The sequence below is a fragment of the Stenotrophomonas geniculata genome, assembly GCF_034508895.1.
GTDB classification, from domain to species: domain Bacteria; phylum Pseudomonadota; class Gammaproteobacteria; order Xanthomonadales; family Xanthomonadaceae; genus Stenotrophomonas; species Stenotrophomonas geniculata.
The window spans coordinates 4401644-4421035 of record NZ_CP140571.1 but is presented as its reverse complement, the minus strand read 5'-3'; the positions used below and the strand labels follow the sequence as shown (position 1 = coordinate 4421035).

The window sequence follows — 19392 nt, the reverse complement described above, 5'->3', positions numbered from 1 at the left end:
AGCCGAGCCATGCTCGGCTGCTGTTCGCGCACGGCGCGATGAGTCGAGCATGGCTCGACTCTACAATGCGCTTCGCGCAACACGGGTAGTGCCGGCCGCTGGCCGGCAACCCCATGAACTGCGAAACCCTCAGATCAACCCTTCACCCGCCAGCGTGCGTAGCCCGTCCTCGTCGAGGATCTCCACCACGTTCAGGTGGGGCAGGGCAATCAGCCCCTGCTGGCGCAGCTTGGTGAAGGTGCGGCTGACCGTTTCCATGGTCAGGCCCAGATGGTCGGCGATATCGCCGCGGCCCATTGGCAGCGACACGCGCAGGCCGTCGCCCCCCAGCTTGGCCTCGCGTGCAGCCAGGCGCAGCAGGAAATCGGCCAGTTTTTCGGCAGGCTGCAGGCGTGCGAGTGCCAGCGCAGCATCCTGTGCGGCATCCAGTTCCTGGCAGGCGCGCTGCAGCAGCTTGCGCTCCAGGTGCGGGAAGCGGCTGCGCAACGCCTTCATCTGTGGCAGCGCAACGCGGCATACCCGGCTGTCGGCGATTGCCTCGATGTCGTAGCGGTGGTGGTCGCTGCCGCTCAGGCCCAGGTAGTCGCCGGGCAGCACGAAGCCGTTGATCTGGCGGCGGCCGTCGGCCAGGGTGCGCACCAGGCGCAGTGCGCCGCCGGTCAATGTATAGACATGGTCGCGCTCTTCACCGGTGCGGGCCAGCGTGCTGCCCATGCTGACCTGCTGCGATACGGTGACCTGTTCCAGCGCCTGCACTTCATCGGGCGACAGCGCCGAGCACACCGCAAGGTGGCGAACCGAGCAGTGCAGGCAGTCCAGCGTGGCGCAGGACGGCGAGGCGGGATCGTTGGTGGCGGGCGGAGCGCCGGAAGGCCGGGACATGTTGCGGGGGCGTATCGCGGGCGAGGGAGGGCCTTATGATACTTCAAGCGGCCGTTCGACCCTGCCCGAGGCGGGGGCGCTAGAATGTCGCCCCCTCCCACGTCCCGTTCCAGCAGGAGTTCCGCCCGTGATCAAGCCCCGTACCCCGCCCGGCACCCTTGAGCTGCTGCCGCGCGAGCAGATTGCGTTCCAGCGCATGCTGGACGTCATCCGCCGCAACTACGAGCGCTTCGGGTTCCTGCCGGTGGAGACGCCGGTGTTCGAGCTGTCCGATGTGCTGCTGACCAAATCCGGCGGCGAGACCGAGCGCCAGGTGTACTTCGTGCAGTCCACCGGTGCGCTGGCCAATGCGGCCGAATCGGGCGACCGTTCGCTGCCGGAGATGGCGCTGCGCTTCGACCTGACCGTGCCGCTGGCGCGCTACGTGGCCGAGCACGAACACGAACTGACCTTCCCGTTCCGCCGTTACCAGATGCAGCGCGTGTACCGTGGCGAGCGTGCCCAGCGCGGCCGTTTCCGCGAGTTCTACCAGTGCGACATCGACGTGATCGGCAAGGACAGCCTGAGCGTGCGGTACGACGCCGAAGTGCTGGCGGTCATCCACGCGGCGTTCTCGGAACTGCGCATCGGTGACTTCAGCATCCAGTTGAACAACCGCAAGCTGATGCGCGGCTTCTTCGAGAGCCTGGGCGTGGCCGAAGGCGAGCGCCAGCTGGCGGTTCTGCGCGAAGTGGACAAGCTGGACAAGCGCGGCGCCGATTACGTGCGCGAGACGCTGGTGGGCGAGGGCTTCAACATCCCGGCCGAACAGGTCGAGAAGATCCTGGCATTCGTGGCCGTGCGTTCGCAGGGCCATGCCGATGCGCTGGCGCAGCTGGCAACGCTTGAAGCCGACGCCGGTTCTTCGGAGATCCTGCGTACCGGCGTGGCCGAACTGCGCGAAGTGCTGCAGCTGGTGCAGGCGCTGGGCGTGCCGGAAACCGCGTACTGCCTGAACTTCTCCATTGCGCGCGGCCTGGACTACTACACCGGCACCGTCTACGAGACCACGCTGACCGACCACCCGCAGATCGGCTCGATCTGCTCGGGCGGCCGCTACGAAGACCTGGCCAGCCACTACAGCAAGTCCAAGTTGCCGGGCGTGGGCATCTCCATCGGCCTGTCGCGCCTGTTCTGGCAGCTGCGCGAGGCCGGCCTCATTGACGGGATCGAAGCCAGCAGCGTGCAGGCGCTGGTGGCGCTGATGGACGAGCAGGGCATGCCGCAGTCGTTGGACATCGCGCGTCGCCTGCGTGCCGGTGGCATCAACACCGAAGTGCAGATGGAGCCGAAGAAGATCGGCAAGCAGTTCCAGTACGCCGCCAAGGCCGGTATCCGCTTCGTGGTGCTGGCCGGTGAGGATGAACTGGCGCGTGGCGTGGTGGCGGTGAAGGACCTGCTGCGTGAGCAGCAGTTCGAAGTCTCCCGCGACGAGCTGGCCAGCACCCTGCAGGTGGAGCTGGAGCAGTCCAAGGCGATGGCGTGATGCGGGCCGCCGCAGGGGCGCTGAGCGTGCTCCTGCTGGCGGGCTGCCAGAGCGACCCGGTGCTGCACAGTGCACGGATGGGGTCGGCACAGTACCGGCTGCAGGTCGATCGCTGCCACGTGATCGACCGCGCGCAGCTGGAGGATGACCTGCGAGCCCTGGCCGCTCGAACGTGCGCGGCCGGCGCGGGCGTGTTGGAGAACATCCAGCCACTGCCGAGCCGGCAGGGCAGCCTGTTTGGCGAATGCCTGCGGCGGGGGGCGCTGCAGGCCGAGGTGCGCTGCCTGCCTTGAGTCGGTCCAGGTTGTTGATTTGAAAGCAGAACGCCCGCCCTTTGGTGGGCGTTCTGCGTTTCCGGCATCCGCTCAAGGAGGCAAATCCGTTTTCCTATGAGAAACGTCTCTGACTCCTTGAGCCACCGGATTGACGCACTGCGCAAGAATGCGCTAATGTACTAACGCGCTATTACATTGATGCATGGAAACGACCCCGTGAAAGCCCGCCCCGAGATTGCCGCCAAAGACCCGAAGGCCGACCTGGAAGCCTTGGCCCGGGCCTTTGCCGCCTTGCGCGAGCCGGAGCAGGTGGAGGCCTTCCTGCGCGACCTGTGCACCCCGGCCGAGCTGGAGGCCATGGCCGACCGCTGGAAAGTGGTGCCGCTGCTGCAGCAGGGCGTGCCTTACCGCGAGATCCACGAGCGCACCGGCGTCAGCGTGACCACCACCGGACGGGTGGCGCGAACGCTTGAGCATGGCCATCGAGGCTATGCCGCCGCCATCGACCGCCTTGCTTCGCGCTGATCCGCGCCCCGTTCCGAACTTCGAGACCTCCCCCATGAGTGCAACCCAGGCAGCGCCGGCACGAGACCGGTTGCGTATCGCCATCCAGAAGAGTGGCCGGCTGGCCGAACCCGCCCGCAACCTGCTCAGTGCCTGCGGCCTGAGCTGGCGCGAGAGCCGCGACAAGCTGTTCTGCTACGGCGAATCGCTGCCGGTGGACCTGCTGCTGGTGCGCGACGACGACATCCCCGGCCTGATCGCCGACGGCGTCTGCGACCTCGGCATCGTCGGCCGCAATGAGCTGGACGAACAGGCCGCGGCCCGCCGTCAGATCGGCCTGCCTGATGCCTACCAGGCGCTGCGCGGGCTGGGCTTCGGCCAGTGCCGGCTGATGCTGGCGGTGCCCGAGGAATGGCAGTGGCAGGGTCCGGCGCAGCTGGCCGGCACCCGCATCGCCACCAGCTACCCGGCCATCCTCAAGCAGTGGTTGGCCGAGCAGAGCGTGGACGCACAGGTGGTCGAGCTGTCCGGTTCGGTGGAAATCGCCCCGCGCCTGGGCACCGCCGACCTGATCTGCGATCTGGTGTCCAGCGGCGCCACCCTGCGTGCCAACCAGTTGACCCCGGTGCACAACCTGCTCGACAGCGAGGCGGTGCTGGCGGGCGCGGTGCGGGTGCCGGATGACGCACGTGCATCGCTGCGCGCGATGCTGTTGCGCCGCCTCGACGGCGTGGTGCAGCGCCAGGACCGCAAGCTGCTGATGTTCCGTGCCAGCGAAGATCGCGTCGACGCGCTGGCGCAGCTGCTGGCCGATGCCGAGCCGCTGGTGCGGCTGCCGGCCGATGGCGGCGCGCTGCGCCTGCAGACCATGTGCCCCGGCCCGTTGAGCTGGCAGCGCATGGAAGAACTGGAGCGCGCTGGCGCGCAGGGCCTGATGGTGTTGAGCGTGGAGCGATCGCTGGCATGAACCGTCTGATCTGGTCCCGACTTGATGAGGCCGCGCGTAGCGCGGCATTGACCCGCCCGGTGCAGACCGTGGCGCAGCAGACCCGCGACGCGGTGGCCACGCTGATTGCAGAAGTGCGCGAACAGGGTGACGACGCGCTGCGTGCGATCACCGCACGTTTCGACGGTGTCGAGCTGGTCTCCTTTGAAGTATCCGAAAACGATTTCGCGGCCGCCGAAGCGGCGGTGCCGGCCGAACTGCGCCAGGCGATGGTCGAAGCTGCCGAGCGCATCACGCGCTTCCATGAGGCTGGCATGGGCAAGGGCTATGCCGTGGAGACCGCACCGGGCGTGGTCTGCGAACGCATGCTGCGGCCGATCGGCCGGGTCGGCCTGTACGTACCGGCAGGCAGTGCGCCGTTGCCGTCCACCGCGTTGATGCTGGGCGTGCCGGCGCAACTAGCTGGTTGCCCGCAGGTGGTGCTGTGCACGCCGCCGCGCGCCGACGGGACTGCCGATCCGGCGGTGCTGGTGGCCGCGCGCCTGACCGGCGTGCAGCGCGTGTTCAAGCTGGGCGGCGCGCAGGCGATTGCCGCGATGGCCTATGGCACCGCCACCATCCCGGCCTGCGACAAGCTGTTCGGGCCCGGCAACAGCTTCGTCACCGAAGCCAAGCAGCAGGTCGCACAGGACGGCGCCGCCGCCATCGACATGCCGGCCGGCCCGTCGGAAGTGCTGGTGATCGCCGATGCGGGTGCCAATCCGGCGTTCGTGGCTGCCGATCTGCTGTCGCAGGCCGAGCATGGCCCGGATTCGCAGGTCCTTCTGCTGACCGACGATGCCGCGATGCTGGCGGCGGTCGAGGCCGAAGTGGAGCGCCAGGTGGCCCTGCTGCCGCGCCAGCAGATCGCGCGCCAGGCATTGTCGGCTTCGCGGTTGATCCAGGTCGATTCGCTGGATGAAGCCTTTGCGATCAGTAACCGCTATGCGCCCGAGCACCTGATCCTGGCGCTGCGCCAGCCGCGCGACTGGCTGGACCAGGTGCAGGCGGCCGGCTCGGTGTTCCTGGGGGACTTCACCCCCGAAGCACTGGGCGACTACTGCAGCGGCACCAACCACGTGCTGCCCACCGCGGGTGCCGCACGTGCCTACAGCGGCGTGAGCGTGGCCAGCTTCCAGAACCTGATCAGCGTGCAGAGCGCCAGCGCCGCCGGCCTGGCCGCAATCGGCGGCTGCGCACGCATCATCGCCAGCGCTGAAGGCCTGGACGCGCACGAACGTGCGGTTGCCCTGCGCATGGAGGCCGCCGCATGAGCGCCGCCATTGATGACGTGCTGGCACTGGTGCGCCCGGATCTGCAGGCGTTCGCTGGCTACAGCTCGGCGCGCAGCGCGGCGGTGCAGGGCGAGGTCTGGTTGAACGCCAATGAGTCGGCCTGGGCCAATCCGGCCGATGCTGATGGCAGCAGCCGGCGCTATCCCGAACCGCAACCGCTGGCGCTGCGTGAAGGCCTGGCCGCACTGTATGGCGTGCAGCCGCAGCAGCTGCTGGTCGGGCGGGGCAGTGACGAGGCGATCGATCTGCTGGTGCGCGCGCTGTGCGTGCCCGGTCGTGATGGCGTGCTGGTCACGCCGCCGGTGTTCGGCATGTACGCCGTGTGTGCGCGGTTGCAGGGCGCCCCGCTGATCGAAGTGCCGCTGGTGGACGGCGAGGATGGACTGCGCACCGATCTGGATGCGGTGATCGACGCGGCCAAGGCGCAGGGTGCCAAGCTGGTGTTCCTGTGTGCGCCGTCGAACCCGGCCGGCAGTGACATCGCCCTGGATGAGGTCGAGCGCGTGGCGGTTGCGCTGCGCGGGCAGGCGCTGGTCGTGGTGGACGAGGCCTATGTCGAGTATGCACAACGGCCGTCGGCGACCACGTTGCTGGTCGCGCACGCCAATCTGGCGGTGCTGCGCACGCTGTCGAAGGCGCACGCGCTCGCGGCCGCCCGCATTGGCACGCTGATCGCTGCCCCGGAGCTGATTGCCCTGCTGCGTCGCTGCCAGGCGCCGTACCCGGTGCCGACGCCGTGCGCGGAACTGGCCGTGCAGGCACTGCAGCCGGCCGCGCTGGCACGCACCGCCGAGCGCGTGACCACGGTGATCGCCGAGCGCGAGCGCCTGCGTGCAGCCCTGGCCGGCCTGCCCGGCGTGTGCCGGGTGTATGCCTCGGCCGGCAACTACCTGCTGGTCCGCTTCTCCGATGCCCAGGCCGCGTTCGATACGCTGCTGGCTGCGGGCGTGGTGGTGCGCGACCAGCGCGCCGCGCCGCAGTTGGGTGATGCGCTGCGCATCAGCATCGGCAGCCCAGAAGAGAATGACCGCGTGCTTGCGGCCCTGTCGGCGCGGAGGGCCGCAGCATGACCCCGATCCTGTTCATCGACCGCGACGGCACCCTCATCGAGGAGCCGTCCGATTTCCAGATCGACGCCTACGAGAAACTGCGCTTCGTGCCGCAGGTGATCCCGGCGCTGCTGAAGCTGCGGGATGCCGGTTACCAGTTCGTGATCGTCACCAACCAGGATGGCCTGGGCAGCGACAGCTACCCACGTGCCAGCTTCGACGGTCCCAACGAGCTGATGCTGCAGATTTTCGAGAGCCAGGGCATTACCTTCCGTGACGTGCTGATCGATTGCAGCTGGCCGCAGGACAATGCGCCGACCCGCAAGCCGGGCATCGGTCTGATGACCGCCTACCTGCAGGACCGCAGCATCGACTGGGCGCGTTCGGGCATGGTGGGTGACCGCATCACCGACCTGCAGTTCGCCGACAACCTCAATATCCGTGGTTTCCAGCTGCGCACCGAACAGTTTGGTGGCGAGTGGGACTGGGCGGGCATTGCCCACGCGCTGGCCGACGCGCCGCGTACCGCCGTGGTCCAGCGCAATACGAAAGAAACGAAGATCCGCGTAGAACTCGATCTGGATCGTGCGGGCGATGCGCGCATCTCCACCGGACTGCCTTTCTTCGACCACATGCTGGAGCAGATCGGCAAGCATGGTGGCTTCGCGCTGGACATCCAGGCCGAGGGTGACCTGCACATCGACGAGCACCACACCATCGAGGACACCGGGCTCGCATTGGGCCAGGCGCTGCGCGAGGCGCTGGGCGACAAGCGCGGCATTGGCCGCTACGGCTTCACCCTGCCGATGGACGAGACGCTGGCCAGCGCCGCACTGGATTTCAGCGGCCGGCCGTACTTCGTGTTCGAAGGTGAGTTCAAGCGTGAGCGCGTGGGCGATATGCCAACCGAGCTGGTGCCGCACTTCTTCCGCTCGCTGTGCGACGCCAGTGGCCTGAACCTCAACCTGCAGGTGCGCGGCGACAACGATCACCACAAGGTCGAGGCCTGCTTCAAGGCGCTGGCGCGTGCGCTGCGTCCGGCGTTGGCCCGGCAGGGCACCGCGCTGCCTTCCACCAAGGGGGCGTTGTGAGCGACGTCGCGCTGATCGATGCCGGCGGTGCCAACCTGGGCTCGGTGCGCTATGCATTGGAGCGTCTGGGTGCGACGGTGCGGCTGGTGCGCGATGCGGACGGCCTGATCGGCGCGCAGCGGGTGATCCTGCCCGGTGTCGGCGCCGCCGGTCCCGGCATGCAGCGCCTGCACGCGCAGGGCCTGGTGGAATCGCTGCAGCGACTGGAGGTGCCGCTGATGGGTATCTGCCTCGGCATGCAGCTGCTGTTCGAACGCTCCGAGGAAGCGGGTGTGGAGACACTGGGGCTGATTCCCGGCGTGGTGCGCAAGCTGGTGCCGGCCTGCGGCATCCGCGTGCCGCACATGGGCTGGAACCGGCTGCTGCCGCTGCGCGAATCGCTGCTGCTGCGCGGTGTGCCGGAGCGCGCCAGCGCCTACTTCGTGCACAGCTATGCGGCACCACTCAATACCCACACTGTCGCTGCCTGCGACCACGGTGGCCTGTTCACTGCCGTGGTGGAGCAGGGGCGTTACTACGGTGCACAGTTCCATCCCGAGCGCTCCGGCGAGACCGGCTCGCTGATGCTGCGCAACTTCCTTGAGGGCACTGCTGCATGAGTTTCATCGTCTACCCCGCGCTGGATATCCGCGACGGCCGCGTGGTGCGGCTGCGCCAGGGTGACTACGCGCAGGAAACCTCGTATGGCGACGATCCGCTGCCGCGTGCACAGGCCTTCGCTGCGCAGGGCGCGGAGTGGATGCATCTGGTCGACCTGGACGCTGCGCGTGCCGGTGGCTACACCCTTGCGCCGCTGCTGGCGTCGATCCGTGCGCAGACGCCGCTGCAGGTGCAGACCGGCGGTGGCGTGCGCGGCCGCGACGACGTGGCGCGCATCCTCGATGCCGGCGCCGGTCGCGTAGTGGTCGGCTCGCTGGCGGTGCGTCGCCCCGATGAAGTGGTCGGCTGGCTGGAGGAATTTGGCGCCGAGCGCATCACCATCGCGCTGGATGCGCGCCAGGATGCCCAAGGCCAATGGCAGCTGCCGGTGCACGGCTGGACCGAGAACGCCGGGGTGACCCTGGATGACCTGGCCCAGCGCTATGCGCGTGCCGGTATGCGCCACCTGCTGTGCACCGACATTGCCCGCGACGGCATGCTGGCTGGGCCCAACATCAGCCTCTACCAGCACCTGTCGACGTTGCTGCCGGGCGTGGCCGTGCAGGCTTCCGGTGGCATCCGTGACGTGGCCGATGTAGCCGAGGCGCGTGCTGCCGGCTGCGGCGGTGCCATCCTCGGCAAGGCCCTGCTGGAGCAGCGCATGGACCTGAGCGAGGCGCTGGCATGTTGAGCCGCCGCATCATTCCGTGCCTGGACGTGCGCGATGGCCGCGTGGTGAAGGGCGTGCGTTTCCGCGATCACGTCGACATGGGCGACATCGCCGAGCTGGCGCAGCGCTACCGCGACCAGGGTGCCGACGAGCTGGTGTTCTATGACATCGGCGCCAGCCCCGAGGCGCGTTCGGTGGATGTGGCGTGGATCGAGCGCATCGCGCGCCTGATCGATATCCCGTTCTGCGTGGCCGGCGGCATCGACAGCGTGGAAGCCGCGCGTCGGGTGCTGTTCGCCGGTGCCGACAAGGTGTCGATCAACTCGCCTGCGCTGGGCCGCCCGGAGCTGATCACCGAGCTGGCAGATGAGTTCGGCGTGCAGTGCGTGGTGGTGGGTGTTGACTCGGTACGTGAAGCGGACGGCCAGTGGCGGGTGCGCCGTTTCAGTGGCGACCCGGACAAGACCCAGGCGGTACCGCTGCGTACCCTGGACTGGATCGTCGAGGCGCAACGGCGTGGCGCTGGCGAGATCGTGCTGAACTGCATGGACAGCGACGGCGTGCGCCGTGGCTACGATGTCGTGCAGCTGCAGCAGGCGCGGGCCCTGTGCCAGGTGCCGCTGATCGCCTCGGGCGGTGCCGGTGCAATGGAACACTTCGCCGAGGCCTTCGACCAGGCCGACGTTGACGGCGCGTTGGCAGCCAGCGTGTTCCACAGCGGTGCCATCGCCATTCCGGAATTGAAGCGCTACCTGCGCGCACAGCAGATCGAGGTGCGGGATGTCTATTGAAGTGAGGCCATCGCTGGATGCGCTGCAGGCGCTGGACTGGGGCAAGGGCGACGGCCTGCTGCCGGCCGTGGTGCAGGATGCCGATACCCTGCAGGTGCTGATGCTGGGCTATGTCAGCGCCGAATCGCTGGCCGCCACGCTGGCCATCGGCCACATGACCTTCTTCAGCCGCAGCAAGCAGCGGTTGTGGACCAAGGGCGAGCAGTCCGGCAACGTCCTGGTGGTGCAGTCGATCCGTGTCGACTGCGATGCCGATACGCTGCTGGTGATGGCACGCCCGGCAGGACCAACCTGCCACACCGGTGCCGAGAGCTGTTTCGACCAGGCGCCGAAGGACTTCCTGGGCGGGCTGGGCCAGCTGGTGGCGATGCGTGAGGCGCAGCGCCCGCCGGGCAGCTACACCACCAGCCTGTTCGAGGGCGGCATCCGCCGCATCGCACAGAAGGTGGGCGAGGAGGGCGTGGAGACCGCCCTGGCGGCGGTGGCGCAGGATGACGAGGCGTTGCTGGGCGAGGCCTCGGACCTGCTGTACCACCTGCTGGTGCTGCTTCGCGCGCGCGGTCTGTCGCTGGATGATGCGCGGGCGGTGCTGGAAAAGCGCCATCGTTGAGGTGCGGTAGTGCCGGCCGTTGGCCAGCAACCACCCGACGTCCGACGAATGTGAGGTTGCCGGCCAGCGGCCGGTACTACCATCTTGAAATGCAGCCGAGCATGGCTCGGCTCTACAATACCGCGTCTCTTTCTGCTGGATCTCTCCCATGAAACTGCCTGCCGCGTGGCTGTGCTGCCTGTTGCTGACCTCGCCGGCCTGGGCCGCGGACACCGTGGTCACCGGCAAGGTCTATCTGGAGCGCGACGGCCGGCCGGGGCGCGGCGCGACCGATCCGGGCCTGGCCGGGGTGCAGGTCTCCAATGGCGAGGCCATCGTCAAGACCGCCGCCGACGGCAGCTACAGCCTGCCGGTGCGCGATGGCCAGACCGTGTTCGTGATCAAGCCCGATGCGTATTCGTTCCCGAAGGCGGCTGATGGCCTGCCCTCGTTCTGGCGCCATTACCGCCCGAATGGCTCGCCGGCGCTGAAGTACGGTGGCATCGCCGCCACCAGCGATGTCACCCGCAACTGGGATTTCGCGCTGCAGTCGGATCGCCATGACAGCCGCCGTGGTTTCCAGATGCTGGTGTTCACCGATTCGCAGACCGCCAGCCTGAAGGACATCGGCTACTACCAGCAGTCGATCGTGGCGCCGCTGGTCGGTCAGACGAGGGCGCGCATGGGCACCACCCTGGGTGACATCGTCAACGACGACCTGACCTTGTATCCGGCGATCAACAAGGTCACCACCGAACTTGGCGTGCCGTGGTTCCATGTGCCGGGCAACCACGACCTCGATTTCGATGCCGCCAGCGATGAGCACTCGCTGGACAGCTGGCGCAACATCTACGGCCCGGACACCTACGCGGTGGAAGAAGGCGGCGCCAGCTTCGTGTTCCTGGACGACGTGGTGTACGACCCCAAGGCCAAGCCGAAGTATGTCGGTGGACTGCGCGAAGACCAGTTCGCCTTCCTTGCCAGCTACCTGAAGGGCCTGCACAAGGACCGCCTGCTGGTGCTGGGCATGCACATCCCGCTGTTCGACGCCGCGCCGGGACGCGAGACCTTCCGCCATGCTGACCGTCAGCGCCTGTTCGACCTGTTGAAGGACTTCCGCAACGTGCTGGTGCTCAGCGGCCACAGCCACACCCAGCAGCACGTCTACCACGGCAAGGCCGACGGCTGGAACGGCGACAAGCCGCTGCACGAATACAACGTGGGTGCCAACTGCGGCGCGTTCTGGTCGGGCGTGAAGAATGCCGCCGGCGTGCCGGACAGCACCATGAGCGATGGCACGCCGAAGGGCTATGCATTGCTCGACGTGGCCGGCAATGGCAGCTACAAACTGCAGTACCGCGTGGCGGGCAAGCCGGCCAGCGAGCAGATCGGCCTGCATGCGCCGAAGGTGCTGCGCCAGGGGGCCTACCCGGCGTGGGGCATCTATGCCAACGTCTACATGGGTGAGGATGCCAGCGTGGTCGAGTACCGCGTCGATGGCGGCGCCTGGCAGCCGATGAAGCAGGTCAGCCAGCCCGATCCGCGTCTGATGGTGGAGAACGTGGCCGACGATCTGACTGACAGCCTGCGTGGCTACGACCGCTCGCCGGAGGCCACCGCATCGCCGCACCTGTGGCGTGGCGCGCTGCCGACCGATCTGGCGGTGGGCAGCCACAAGGTCGAAGTACGCTCCACCCAGCCTGACGGTGCGGTGTTCACCGCCACCACCCGCTACAGCCTGCAGACTGCCCAGCCCTGACCTCCGCATCACGGCCCCAGCGAAAGGACCCCGCATGGATATCCGCTTCATGGCCGGCACCACGCCGGTGACCCTCAGCCGCCACTGGTTCACCGGCGCGATGCTGCTGCAGAGCGCCACCGAGAAGGTCTGGGTGCAGCACCCGCTGCATCCGGGCACGCACTTCTCCTTCTCGCTGGTACAGTCGTGGCTGCGCCACATTGCTGGCCATGAAGTGCTGGTAGAACGCACCCGGCCGCTGCTGTTCGCCGGCTTCCGCCCGCAGCGCCTGCGCGTGCTGGTGGATGGCGTGCAGGTGGCCGAACAGGAAGGCATGTAGGCCAACCTGTCATCGGCGTGCTAGGCAAAGCCGCCCCGATGCCTGAGAATCGGGGCGATTCAATCGATCCAAGCAGGCCAGCGTGACCATCGCAGCAGCGTCCCCGGTTTCCTCCGACTCCGCCCGCGGCGGTCCTCCGCGCAGTCTGGTGGTCGCCGATGTCGGCGGCACCTTCGCCCGCCTTGCGCTGGCTGAAACCCAACCTGGCCAGGCGCCGCTGCTGGGCAGCCATCGCACCTACGCCTGCGCCGAGCACCCCAGCCTGGCAGCGATCCTGGCCGATTTCACCGCAGGCGTTGGCCAGCCGGTGCAGACTGCGGTGGTGGCCATCGCCGGCCTGCTCGATGGCGATGTACTGATCAATTCCAACCTGCCGTGGACGGTCTCGCTGTCGGCCACCCGCGCGCAGTCCGGGCTGCACGAACTGCAGCTGATCAATGATTTCGAAGCGGTGGCGCTGGCCATCCCGTACCTGCAGCCGGAAACCCTGGTGCCACTGAACGGCGACGCCGATCCGGCACAGGCGTTCCCGGCGCTGGTGCTGGGCGCGGGCACCGGCCTGGGCGCCGCACTGCGCTTTGCCGATGGCGAGCGCCCGGTGCTGGCCAGCGAGATCGGCCACGCCGCGCTTGGCGCCGGCAACGCGCTGGAACTGCAGGTGCTGGGCAAGTTGCTGCAGCGCTGGGCGCACGTGGACAACGAGCGCGTGCTGTCCGGTAGTGGCCTGATGAACCTGTATCCGTGCCTGTGCGAGCTGCGCGGCGTCACCCCGGTGTGGACCAGTACCGAAGCACTGATCGGTGCCGCCCGCAGCGGTGAAGACGCGCTGGCGGTGGAGACGCTGCAGGTGTTCTGCGCCTGGCTGGGCAGCCTGGCCGGCGACGCAGCGATCGCCGTCGGTGCACGCTCGGTGTACCTGGCCGGAGGCATTTCCGCGCACGTGCAGGATTTCCTGGCCGATGGCCGCTTCCGTGAGCGCTTCCTCAACAAGGGCGTGCTGACCGAGGTGCTGCGCCAGGTGCCGGTATGGCGCGTGGAGCACGGCCAGCTGGGCGTACTCGGTGCAGCGGTCTGGCACGCCGCACGACAGCCCACGCACGACTGATCGGCACGACCGGCATCGGGCCGGCCGTGCATTGCAGACTGGGAGGGGAAGATGGTGGATCGCAGGCAATTCCTGCAGGCCGGCGCACTGGCCGCAGGCATGGCGGCTTTGCCGGGCGTGCAGGCGCGCACGCAGGGTGGGGCCAAGGTGGTTTCGACCTGGGACTTCGGCGTGCCGGCCAACCAGGCCGCATGGAAGGTGCTGGCGCAGGGCGGCAGCGCACTGGATGCGGTGGAAGCGGGCGCACGCTGGGCCGAGAGCGAGCTGTGCAACCCCACCGTCGGTCATTGCGGCAACCCGGATCGCGACGGCGTGCTGAGCCTGGACGCGAGCATCATGGATGGCGATGGCCGTTGTGGTGCGGTGGCCGCGCTGGTCGACATCCCGCATCCGGTGTCGGTGGCCCGCAAAGTGATGGAGAACAGCCCGCATGTGCTGCTGGTAGGCGAGGGCGCGCAGCAGTTCGCGGTGCAGCAGGGTTTCGAGCGCAAGCACCTGCTGACGCCGCAGGCCGAGGCGGCCTGGCGCGAGTGGCTGAAGACCGAGAAGTACCAGCCGCAGATCAATGCCGAGCGCCGGGGTATTCCCGGCAACAGCGACAACCACGACACCATCGGCATGCTGGCACTGGACGCCAAGGGCCATCTGGCCGGTGCCTGCACCACCAGTGGGATGGCCTGGAAACTGCACGGACGCGTGGGCGACAGCCCGATCATCGGTGCCGGCCTGTATGTCGACAACGAAGTGGGTGCGGCCACCGCCTCGGGCGTGGGTGAGGAGATGATCCGCAACGCCGCTTCGTTCCTGGTGGTCGAGCTGATGCGCCAGGGGCGCTCGCCGGCACAGGCCTGCCGCGAGGCAATCGACCGTGTGGTGCGCAAGCGGCCGGAGGCGAGCAGGACCCTGCAGGTGTGCTTCCTGGCCATGAACAAGCAGGGTGAGGTGGGCGCCTACGCGTTGCATCGCGGCTTCGTCTACGCCGTGTGCGATGCGCAGCGCCAGGATGACCTGCGCGATTCGCCGTCGATCTATGCGAGCACCCAGGCGTGAGCACGCGGCTGACCCTGGAGATCGCCAGCAACTCGCTGGCCTCGGCGTTGGCGGCGCAGGCCGGCGGGGCCGACCGCATCGAGCTGTTCGACAACCTGGCCGAGGGTGGCACCACGCCGTCGTTTGCCACCATCGCAATTGCCCGCGAACGCCTGTCGATTCCGCTGTTCGTGCTGGTGCGGCCACGCCCGGGCGACTTCCACTACGACGCGCTGGAAACCGAACTGATGCTGCGTGACATCGCGCAGTGCCGCGCGCTGGGCTGCGATGGCGTGGTGATAGGCGCACTGGACGTGCAGGGCGGCGTTGACGTGGCGTTGTGCCGTGAACTGATGCAGGCGGCCGGGCCGTTGCAGGTGACCTTCCACCGCGCCTTTGATGCTGCCCGCGACCTGCCGGTGGCGCTGGAGCAGGTGATCGGGCTGGGCTGCCAGCGCGTGCTGACCTCCGGCGGCCAGGTCAGCGCCGAGGCCGGTGCCGATGTGCTGGCGGCGCTGGTCACCCAAGCGGCCGGGCGTATCACGGTGATGGCAGGTGCCGGATTGGCCCCGGGCAACATCGCAACCGTCGCGCGGCAGACGGGCTGTACCGAACTGCACGCGTCCGCAAAAGGCCTGCGCCGCTCGGCCATGCAGTTCCAGAACCCGGCCCTGCGCGGCCTGGACCCGGACTGGAGCCAGACCGCCACCGCGACCGTGGCCGCGCTGCGGCAGGCGCTGGACGGCGCAAGGTAGCCCGCCTCTTCTGTAGAGCCGAGCCCACGCTCGGCTGCTCTTTGGGCCCGGGGTCGGATCCCTTCGCAGAAGGGCTCCGACCCCGGGCCTGCCCATCGTTGCGGCCGAAGAAGTGACGCTTACAGCACGTTCGAACGGCTAGGGCGGCAGGCCAAGTCGTTGAAATGGATACGCTGGTGGGCCGTCGCATGGCGGCGCAGTCGGTGATTGCCGATAGTGGTTCATACCGTCGTTCGCCAACGAATTCCCGCATGTTTCGACTGTTCCTGCTGCTTGTCTGCGCGGTGCCAGCCATTGCAATCGGCGCACGTGAAGGGCATGCACCGGAGTGGGTGCGGGAGGTGGCTGCCGACAAGGACCTGCAGGTTGACCCCGAAATGGTTGGTGTGAGGCTTGAGCCCACCGCGCGGGGCGCGTTCCTCGACACGCGTGCACATCGAATCGGGGCGAGGCGTTTTCGCGCGCTGTATCAGGTATTCGATTCCAACGCGGACAACCCGATGGGCCTTTGCGGCGCTGGGCGCGAGATCCATCTCTTCGTCTATGAAGTGATGCCGCTGGAGCCCGTGGAGCGGGGCAGGATACGGATCAGCAGCTGCCTTGAGGCCCTGTCTCTGGCCAGCCAGAACTCAGGGCGACCCCACAGTGAATCCGACTTTTCCTCGGTCATCTGGCAGGGCGACGGGATCACCATCGAGTGGTGGGGTATCGGACCCGGAGGCGATGCGTCGAGCCACTACACCCTCCGAAATGACCACTTCGTCCCGACTCAATCGGGTGAGGGGAATCGCTGAGGGCGGACAAAACCGTTCCGCGCGCGATTGTCGCGATCGTGTCATTGACGTGTGTGCCGTTCTCTCAGCAATGTTTCGCAACCCTTTGATTGTTAGGGATGACGGCGGCCGGTAGCGGCATTCCGCGGGCTGTTGCTGCGTCGCCGCATGCCGGGTGTGATTCAGCTGTGCTTTAGTTTGGATCGATCCACAGGGGAGGGTGCTGCGACGGTCCTGAACCGATCCAGGCGCCCGGATCACTGGTAGTGCCGCACCACCACCCGTCCATGCGTCCACACTTTCGAGAGCAACCACCCATGGCTCAGATCGTCCGCAAGCGTCGTCACCTGCTGTCCCAGGCCCTGGTCCTGGCCCTGCTTCCCCTGGCTGCCAATGCGCAGGAAGCCTCAAGCTCGTCCACCAAGGATCTCGATGCGGTCACCGTCACCGGCTCGCGCATCAAGCGCGCCAGTGTCGAAGGCCCGGCACCGGTCAATGTGATCACCGCCGCGCAGATCCAGAAGGAAGGCTTCGTCAGCGTGTACGACGCGCTGAAGACCCTCACCGAAGCGACCGGCACTGTTGAAGCCGCCTCGCAGTGGGGCTCGCATACGCCCAATGCCAGCGGCCTGAACCTGCGCGGGATGGGCCCGAACCGCTCGCTGTTGCTGGTCAACGGCCGTCGCGTGGCGGACTACCCGCTGCCGTATGGCGGTGAAACCAACTTCTCCAACTACGGCAACATTCCGGCCGCGGCGGTGGAGCGCATCGAAGTGCTGACCGGTGGCGCCTCGGCCATCTATGGCTCCGATGCGATCGCCGGCGTGGTCAACGTCATCCTCAAGACCAACTACGACGGCGACGAAGTGCGCGTGCGCGGCGGTACCTCCACCGAAGGCGGCCGCGATACGTGGGATCTGTCCTGGGCCGGCGGCAAGACCGGCGACAACTGGAGCGTGACCTACGCGCTGCAGTACACCAAGCGCGACCCGCTGTTTGGCCGTGACCGCCCGCAGATGGACGACGCCGATGATGCACCGTATCCATCCTGGAACATGGAACAACGCAAAGTCGGCTTCCGTCCCACCGCCGGCCTGGCGCTGATCGATCCGACCACCGGCCAGCGCCTGGCGCCGCCCACCGGCACCTGCGAGAAGTTCGATGGCGAGTACTACACCGCGGATCGATTGGTCTACAACTACGCCGCCAACACCATCACCAACACCGGCCGCCTGTGCGGCATGCGTGCGGACTATGCGAACTGGCTGCTTACGGGCGGTGCCGAGAACGTGTCCGGCAACCTGTATGCCACCTTCGACTTCAGCAATGACCTGCAGGCCTGGACCAACCTGGCCGTCTACCGCTCCGAAGCGATCTGGGGCACCAATCCGCCGAGCGTGTCGCTGATCGACGACGACAACGGCTACTACTGGGATGCCAACCGCAACCGCCCGATCCTGGGCGTGCGCCAGTTCACGCCAAATGAAGTCGGTGGCCTGGATACGCTGCGCAACACCAACCGCGAACTGTCCTGGGACTGGAGCGCCGGCCTGCGTGGCCGCCTCGCTGACCGCTTCGACTGGAGCGCCACAGTGGGGCGTTCCTACTACCGCGTGGAAGAACGGCAGAACGTGGTCGACAAGCAGAAGTCGTATGACTACTTCCTGGGTCCGAAGCTGGGCACCACCGCCGATGGCGAGGCGATCTACGCACTGAACGAATCGCGCTGGTGGAATCCGCTGACGCCGGACCAGTACTGGCAGATGGGCACGGTGGCGAGGAACCGCGCGTCATCGTGGGTCAACCAGGCTTCGGCGGACATCACCGGCGAGCTGTTCCAAGGGTGGGCGGGTCCGATTTCGTTCGCGGCAGTGGCCGAAGTCGCGCAGCAGGGCTATCACCTCAGCCCCGATCCGCGTGCAGGTATCGACTTCGACCTGCAGAACGTTGATCGCGGCGGCGGCGAGCGCACCCGCTATTCGGCCGGCGTCGAGTTCAAGATCCCCCTGCTGGAGAGCGTGACCGCCACTGCGGCCGCGCGCTATGACCGTTATGGCAACTACAAGGCTGACAACAGCGGCGAAGCGCTGGACATCGGCAGCCAGAAGGAAACCACCTGGAACGTCGGCCTGGAATGGCGCCCGGTGGAGTCGCTGCTGGTGCGTGGCTCCTACGCCACCAGTTTCCATGCGCCGGACATGCACTACCTGCTGGGCCAGCCGAGCAGCTCCGAAGTGCAGACCTATGACCGCCTGCGCTGCATCCAGAGCGGCGCTTACCTGGTCAACAACTGCGGCGTGGGCAACACCGACGTCTGGTACACCTTCGACGTGAACCGCCGCGGCACGCCACTGCTGCGTTCGGAAACCGGCGATTCGTGGACGGTCGGTTTCGTCTGGGATGTGATGCCCAATCTGTCGGTCAGTGCCGACTACTGGGCGATCAAGCTGGAAGACATGATCGTCGACGTCGGCGCCGACGAGGTGCTGGCCAGCGAAGCCGGCTGCCTGACCGGCAAGAACATCGACGGTACACCGTGGGCCAATCCGGCCGGTGGCGAATACTGCGCCGGCATCCTGGCCCGCGTGAACCGCGACAGCAACGGCCGTCTGGTATCGATCGAGCGCGGGCCGTTCAACCTGGCCAGCCGCGAAGTGCGTGGTATCGACCTGACCGCGCGCTATCGCCTGGAAACCGCGCAGTGGGGCAGCTTCCAGCTGGGCCTGAACTACACCAACCAGATCTCGACCAAGGAACAGCGCTACGCCAACGACCCGAACCCGGAGCGTCGTGACCGCGACCTGCGCAGCAAGCTGCGCGCGAGCCTGGCCTGGCAGCGCGGCAACTGGAACGCCAATGTCTATGCCGACCGCATCGGTTCGGTGCCGGGCGTGCGCTACCACTGGGGCACCGATCGCCTGAACAACCCGGGTGGCTGCCTGCCGTTCGCTGATGGCTATGTGCCCAGCGACAGCCCGTCGCTGAACTGCCTGGAACCGGCAACACGTCCGGATGGGTCGCCCAACCCGAACCCGAACGCCGGCCAGCAGACCACGCGCTACTACGGGCGGGTCGGGCCGTTCATCACCTGGAACTTCAACATCGGCTACCAGGTGACCGAACGCGCCAAGGTCAACGTCTACGTCAACAACGTGTTCAATTCGGCCAGCTGGAACCACAAGGATCCGTACAAGCTGGACTATGACTTCGCCCCGACCCGCCTGCTCGGCGCGGTGGGCCGCGAGTTCGCGCTGGAGTACGTGTTCACCTTCTGAGGCGGACTGCGGGCGGTACGCCGGGCCTGGCCCGGCGATACCGGCTGGACGTGGCGGCTGGATTTGACCTTCCCACGATGGC

General features: G+C 67.5%; 19 protein-coding genes. 18 read left to right on the top strand and 1 reads right to left on the bottom strand.

Translation table 11 applies throughout. The annotated features are described in order from the left end of the window. Positions 1-129 precede the first annotated feature (129 nt). Positions 130-882, bottom strand: a complete 753-nt coding sequence (locus tag RI032_RS20355) for a Crp/Fnr family transcriptional regulator (protein WP_043397202.1) — start codon at positions 880-882, stop codon at positions 130-132. A 127-nt stretch (positions 883-1009) separates the two neighbouring features. Here RI032_RS20355 and hisS point away from each other — a divergent pair, with 127 nt between their 5' ends. The 18 genes from hisS (at position 1010) to RI032_RS20265 (ending at position 19310) form a co-directional block, all read left to right on the top strand. Next, on the top strand, positions 1010-2407 hold the full coding sequence (hisS, locus tag RI032_RS20350; RefSeq protein WP_322547624.1) for a histidine--tRNA ligase: 1398 nt from the start codon (positions 1010-1012) through the stop codon (positions 2405-2407). Then, complete coding sequence (locus RI032_RS20345) at positions 2407-2700, top strand: hypothetical protein (protein ID WP_312250528.1); 294 nt, start codon at positions 2407-2409, stop codon at positions 2698-2700. The genes hisS and RI032_RS20345 overlap by 1 nt, the downstream gene beginning before the upstream one ends. A gap of 198 nt (positions 2701-2898) precedes the next feature. Next, positions 2899-3207 carry a YerC/YecD family TrpR-related protein gene (locus RI032_RS20340; RefSeq protein WP_005416326.1) on the top strand — a complete coding sequence of 103 codons (309 nt, stop codon included), beginning with the start codon at positions 2899-2901 and terminating at the stop codon, positions 3205-3207. 34 nt (positions 3208-3241) lie between these two features. Continuing rightward, positions 3242-4153 (top strand): ATP phosphoribosyltransferase, encoded by a 912-nt coding sequence (hisG, locus tag RI032_RS20335; RefSeq protein WP_107232405.1) that lies wholly within the window; start codon positions 3242-3244, stop codon positions 4151-4153. Next, positions 4150-5445, top strand: coding sequence for a histidinol dehydrogenase (gene hisD / locus RI032_RS20330; RefSeq protein WP_159360071.1), 1296 nt, complete (start codon positions 4150-4152; stop codon positions 5443-5445). Before hisG ends, hisD begins: the two co-directional genes overlap by 4 nt. Further along, positions 5442-6536, top strand: a complete 1095-nt coding sequence (gene hisC / locus RI032_RS20325) for a histidinol-phosphate transaminase (RefSeq protein WP_057504276.1) — start codon at positions 5442-5444, stop codon at positions 6534-6536. The genes hisD and hisC overlap by 4 nt, the downstream gene beginning before the upstream one ends. Beyond that, positions 6533-7606, top strand: a complete 1074-nt coding sequence (hisB, locus tag RI032_RS20320; protein WP_010482587.1) for a bifunctional histidinol-phosphatase/imidazoleglycerol-phosphate dehydratase HisB — start codon at positions 6533-6535, stop codon at positions 7604-7606. Before hisC ends, hisB begins: the two co-directional genes overlap by 4 nt. Continuing rightward, positions 7603-8205 carry an imidazole glycerol phosphate synthase subunit HisH gene (gene hisH, locus RI032_RS20315; protein WP_012480034.1) on the top strand — a complete coding sequence of 201 codons (603 nt, stop codon included), beginning with the start codon at positions 7603-7605 and terminating at the stop codon, positions 8203-8205. Before hisB ends, hisH begins: the two co-directional genes overlap by 4 nt. After that, positions 8202-8936, top strand: coding sequence for a 1-(5-phosphoribosyl)-5-[(5-phosphoribosylamino)methylideneamino]imidazole-4-carboxamide isomerase (gene hisA, locus RI032_RS20310; protein WP_322547623.1), 735 nt, complete (start codon positions 8202-8204; stop codon positions 8934-8936). The genes hisH and hisA overlap by 4 nt, the downstream gene beginning before the upstream one ends. After that, positions 8930-9706 carry an imidazole glycerol phosphate synthase subunit HisF gene (hisF, locus tag RI032_RS20305; protein WP_053499875.1) on the top strand — a complete coding sequence of 259 codons (777 nt, stop codon included), beginning with the start codon at positions 8930-8932 and terminating at the stop codon, positions 9704-9706. The genes hisA and hisF overlap by 7 nt, the downstream gene beginning before the upstream one ends. Next, positions 9696-10316: a bifunctional phosphoribosyl-AMP cyclohydrolase/phosphoribosyl-ATP diphosphatase HisIE gene (gene hisIE / locus RI032_RS20300; RefSeq protein ID WP_075674606.1), complete on the top strand. Its 621-nt coding sequence runs from the start codon at positions 9696-9698 to the stop codon at positions 10314-10316. The genes hisF and hisIE overlap by 11 nt, the downstream gene beginning before the upstream one ends. Before the next feature lie 148 nt (positions 10317-10464). Beyond that, positions 10465-12054, top strand: coding sequence for a calcineurin-like phosphoesterase family protein (locus RI032_RS20295; protein ID WP_322547622.1), 1590 nt, complete (start codon positions 10465-10467; stop codon positions 12052-12054). A gap of 34 nt (positions 12055-12088) precedes the next feature. Next, entirely contained in the window at positions 12089-12373 is a 285-nt protein-coding gene (locus tag RI032_RS20290) for a hypothetical protein (protein WP_005409434.1), read from the top strand. An 82-nt stretch (positions 12374-12455) separates the two neighbouring features. After that, on the top strand, positions 12456-13478 hold the full coding sequence (locus RI032_RS20285) for a glucokinase (protein ID WP_322547621.1): 1023 nt from the start codon (positions 12456-12458) through the stop codon (positions 13476-13478). 51 nt (positions 13479-13529) lie between these two features. Next, positions 13530-14528: a glycosylasparaginase gene (locus tag RI032_RS20280; RefSeq protein WP_322547620.1), complete on the top strand. Its 999-nt coding sequence runs from the start codon at positions 13530-13532 to the stop codon at positions 14526-14528. Beyond that, positions 14525-15262, top strand: a complete 738-nt coding sequence (locus RI032_RS20275; RefSeq protein ID WP_134958389.1) for a copper homeostasis protein CutC — start codon at positions 14525-14527, stop codon at positions 15260-15262. The genes RI032_RS20280 and RI032_RS20275 overlap by 4 nt, the downstream gene beginning before the upstream one ends. A gap of 164 nt (positions 15263-15426) precedes the next feature. Continuing rightward, a complete protein-coding gene (locus RI032_RS20270) occupies positions 15427-16056 on the top strand; it encodes a hypothetical protein (RefSeq protein ID WP_322547619.1) in 630 nt (209 codons plus the stop codon). Positions 16057-16352: 296 nt separating this feature from the next. Further along, complete coding sequence (locus RI032_RS20265; protein WP_322547618.1) at positions 16353-19310, top strand: TonB-dependent receptor plug domain-containing protein; 2958 nt, start codon at positions 16353-16355, stop codon at positions 19308-19310. Positions 19311-19392: the final 82 nt, after the last annotated feature.

What these genes read in the sequence shown, in the direction of transcription:
- RI032_RS20355 (WP_043397202.1), bottom strand. Translation starts at nt 882, where the DNA reads ATGTCCCGGCCTTCCGGCGCTCCGCCCGCCACCAACGATCCCGCCTCG.
- RI032_RS20345 (WP_312250528.1), top strand. Translation starts at nt 2,407, where the DNA reads ATGCGGGCCGCCGCAGGGGCGCTGAGCGTGCTCCTGCTGGCGGGCTGC.
- hisG (WP_107232405.1), top strand. Translation starts at nt 3,242, where the DNA reads ATGAGTGCAACCCAGGCAGCGCCGGCACGAGACCGGTTGCGTATCGCC.
- hisD (WP_159360071.1), top strand. Translation starts at nt 4,150, where the DNA reads ATGAACCGTCTGATCTGGTCCCGACTTGATGAGGCCGCGCGTAGCGCG.
- hisC (WP_057504276.1), top strand. Translation starts at nt 5,442, where the DNA reads ATGAGCGCCGCCATTGATGACGTGCTGGCACTGGTGCGCCCGGATCTG.
- hisB (WP_010482587.1), top strand. Translation starts at nt 6,533, where the DNA reads ATGACCCCGATCCTGTTCATCGACCGCGACGGCACCCTCATCGAGGAG.
- hisA (WP_322547623.1), top strand. Translation starts at nt 8,202, where the DNA reads ATGAGTTTCATCGTCTACCCCGCGCTGGATATCCGCGACGGCCGCGTG.
- hisF (WP_053499875.1), top strand. Translation starts at nt 8,930, where the DNA reads ATGTTGAGCCGCCGCATCATTCCGTGCCTGGACGTGCGCGATGGCCGC.
- hisIE (WP_075674606.1), top strand. Translation starts at nt 9,696, where the DNA reads ATGTCTATTGAAGTGAGGCCATCGCTGGATGCGCTGCAGGCGCTGGAC.
- RI032_RS20295 (WP_322547622.1), top strand. Translation starts at nt 10,465, where the DNA reads ATGAAACTGCCTGCCGCGTGGCTGTGCTGCCTGTTGCTGACCTCGCCG.
- RI032_RS20290 (WP_005409434.1), top strand. Translation starts at nt 12,089, where the DNA reads ATGGATATCCGCTTCATGGCCGGCACCACGCCGGTGACCCTCAGCCGC.
- RI032_RS20280 (WP_322547620.1), top strand. Translation starts at nt 13,530, where the DNA reads ATGGTGGATCGCAGGCAATTCCTGCAGGCCGGCGCACTGGCCGCAGGC.
- RI032_RS20270 (WP_322547619.1), top strand. Translation starts at nt 15,427, where the DNA reads ATGGATACGCTGGTGGGCCGTCGCATGGCGGCGCAGTCGGTGATTGCC.
- RI032_RS20265 (WP_322547618.1), top strand. Translation starts at nt 16,353, where the DNA reads ATGGCTCAGATCGTCCGCAAGCGTCGTCACCTGCTGTCCCAGGCCCTG.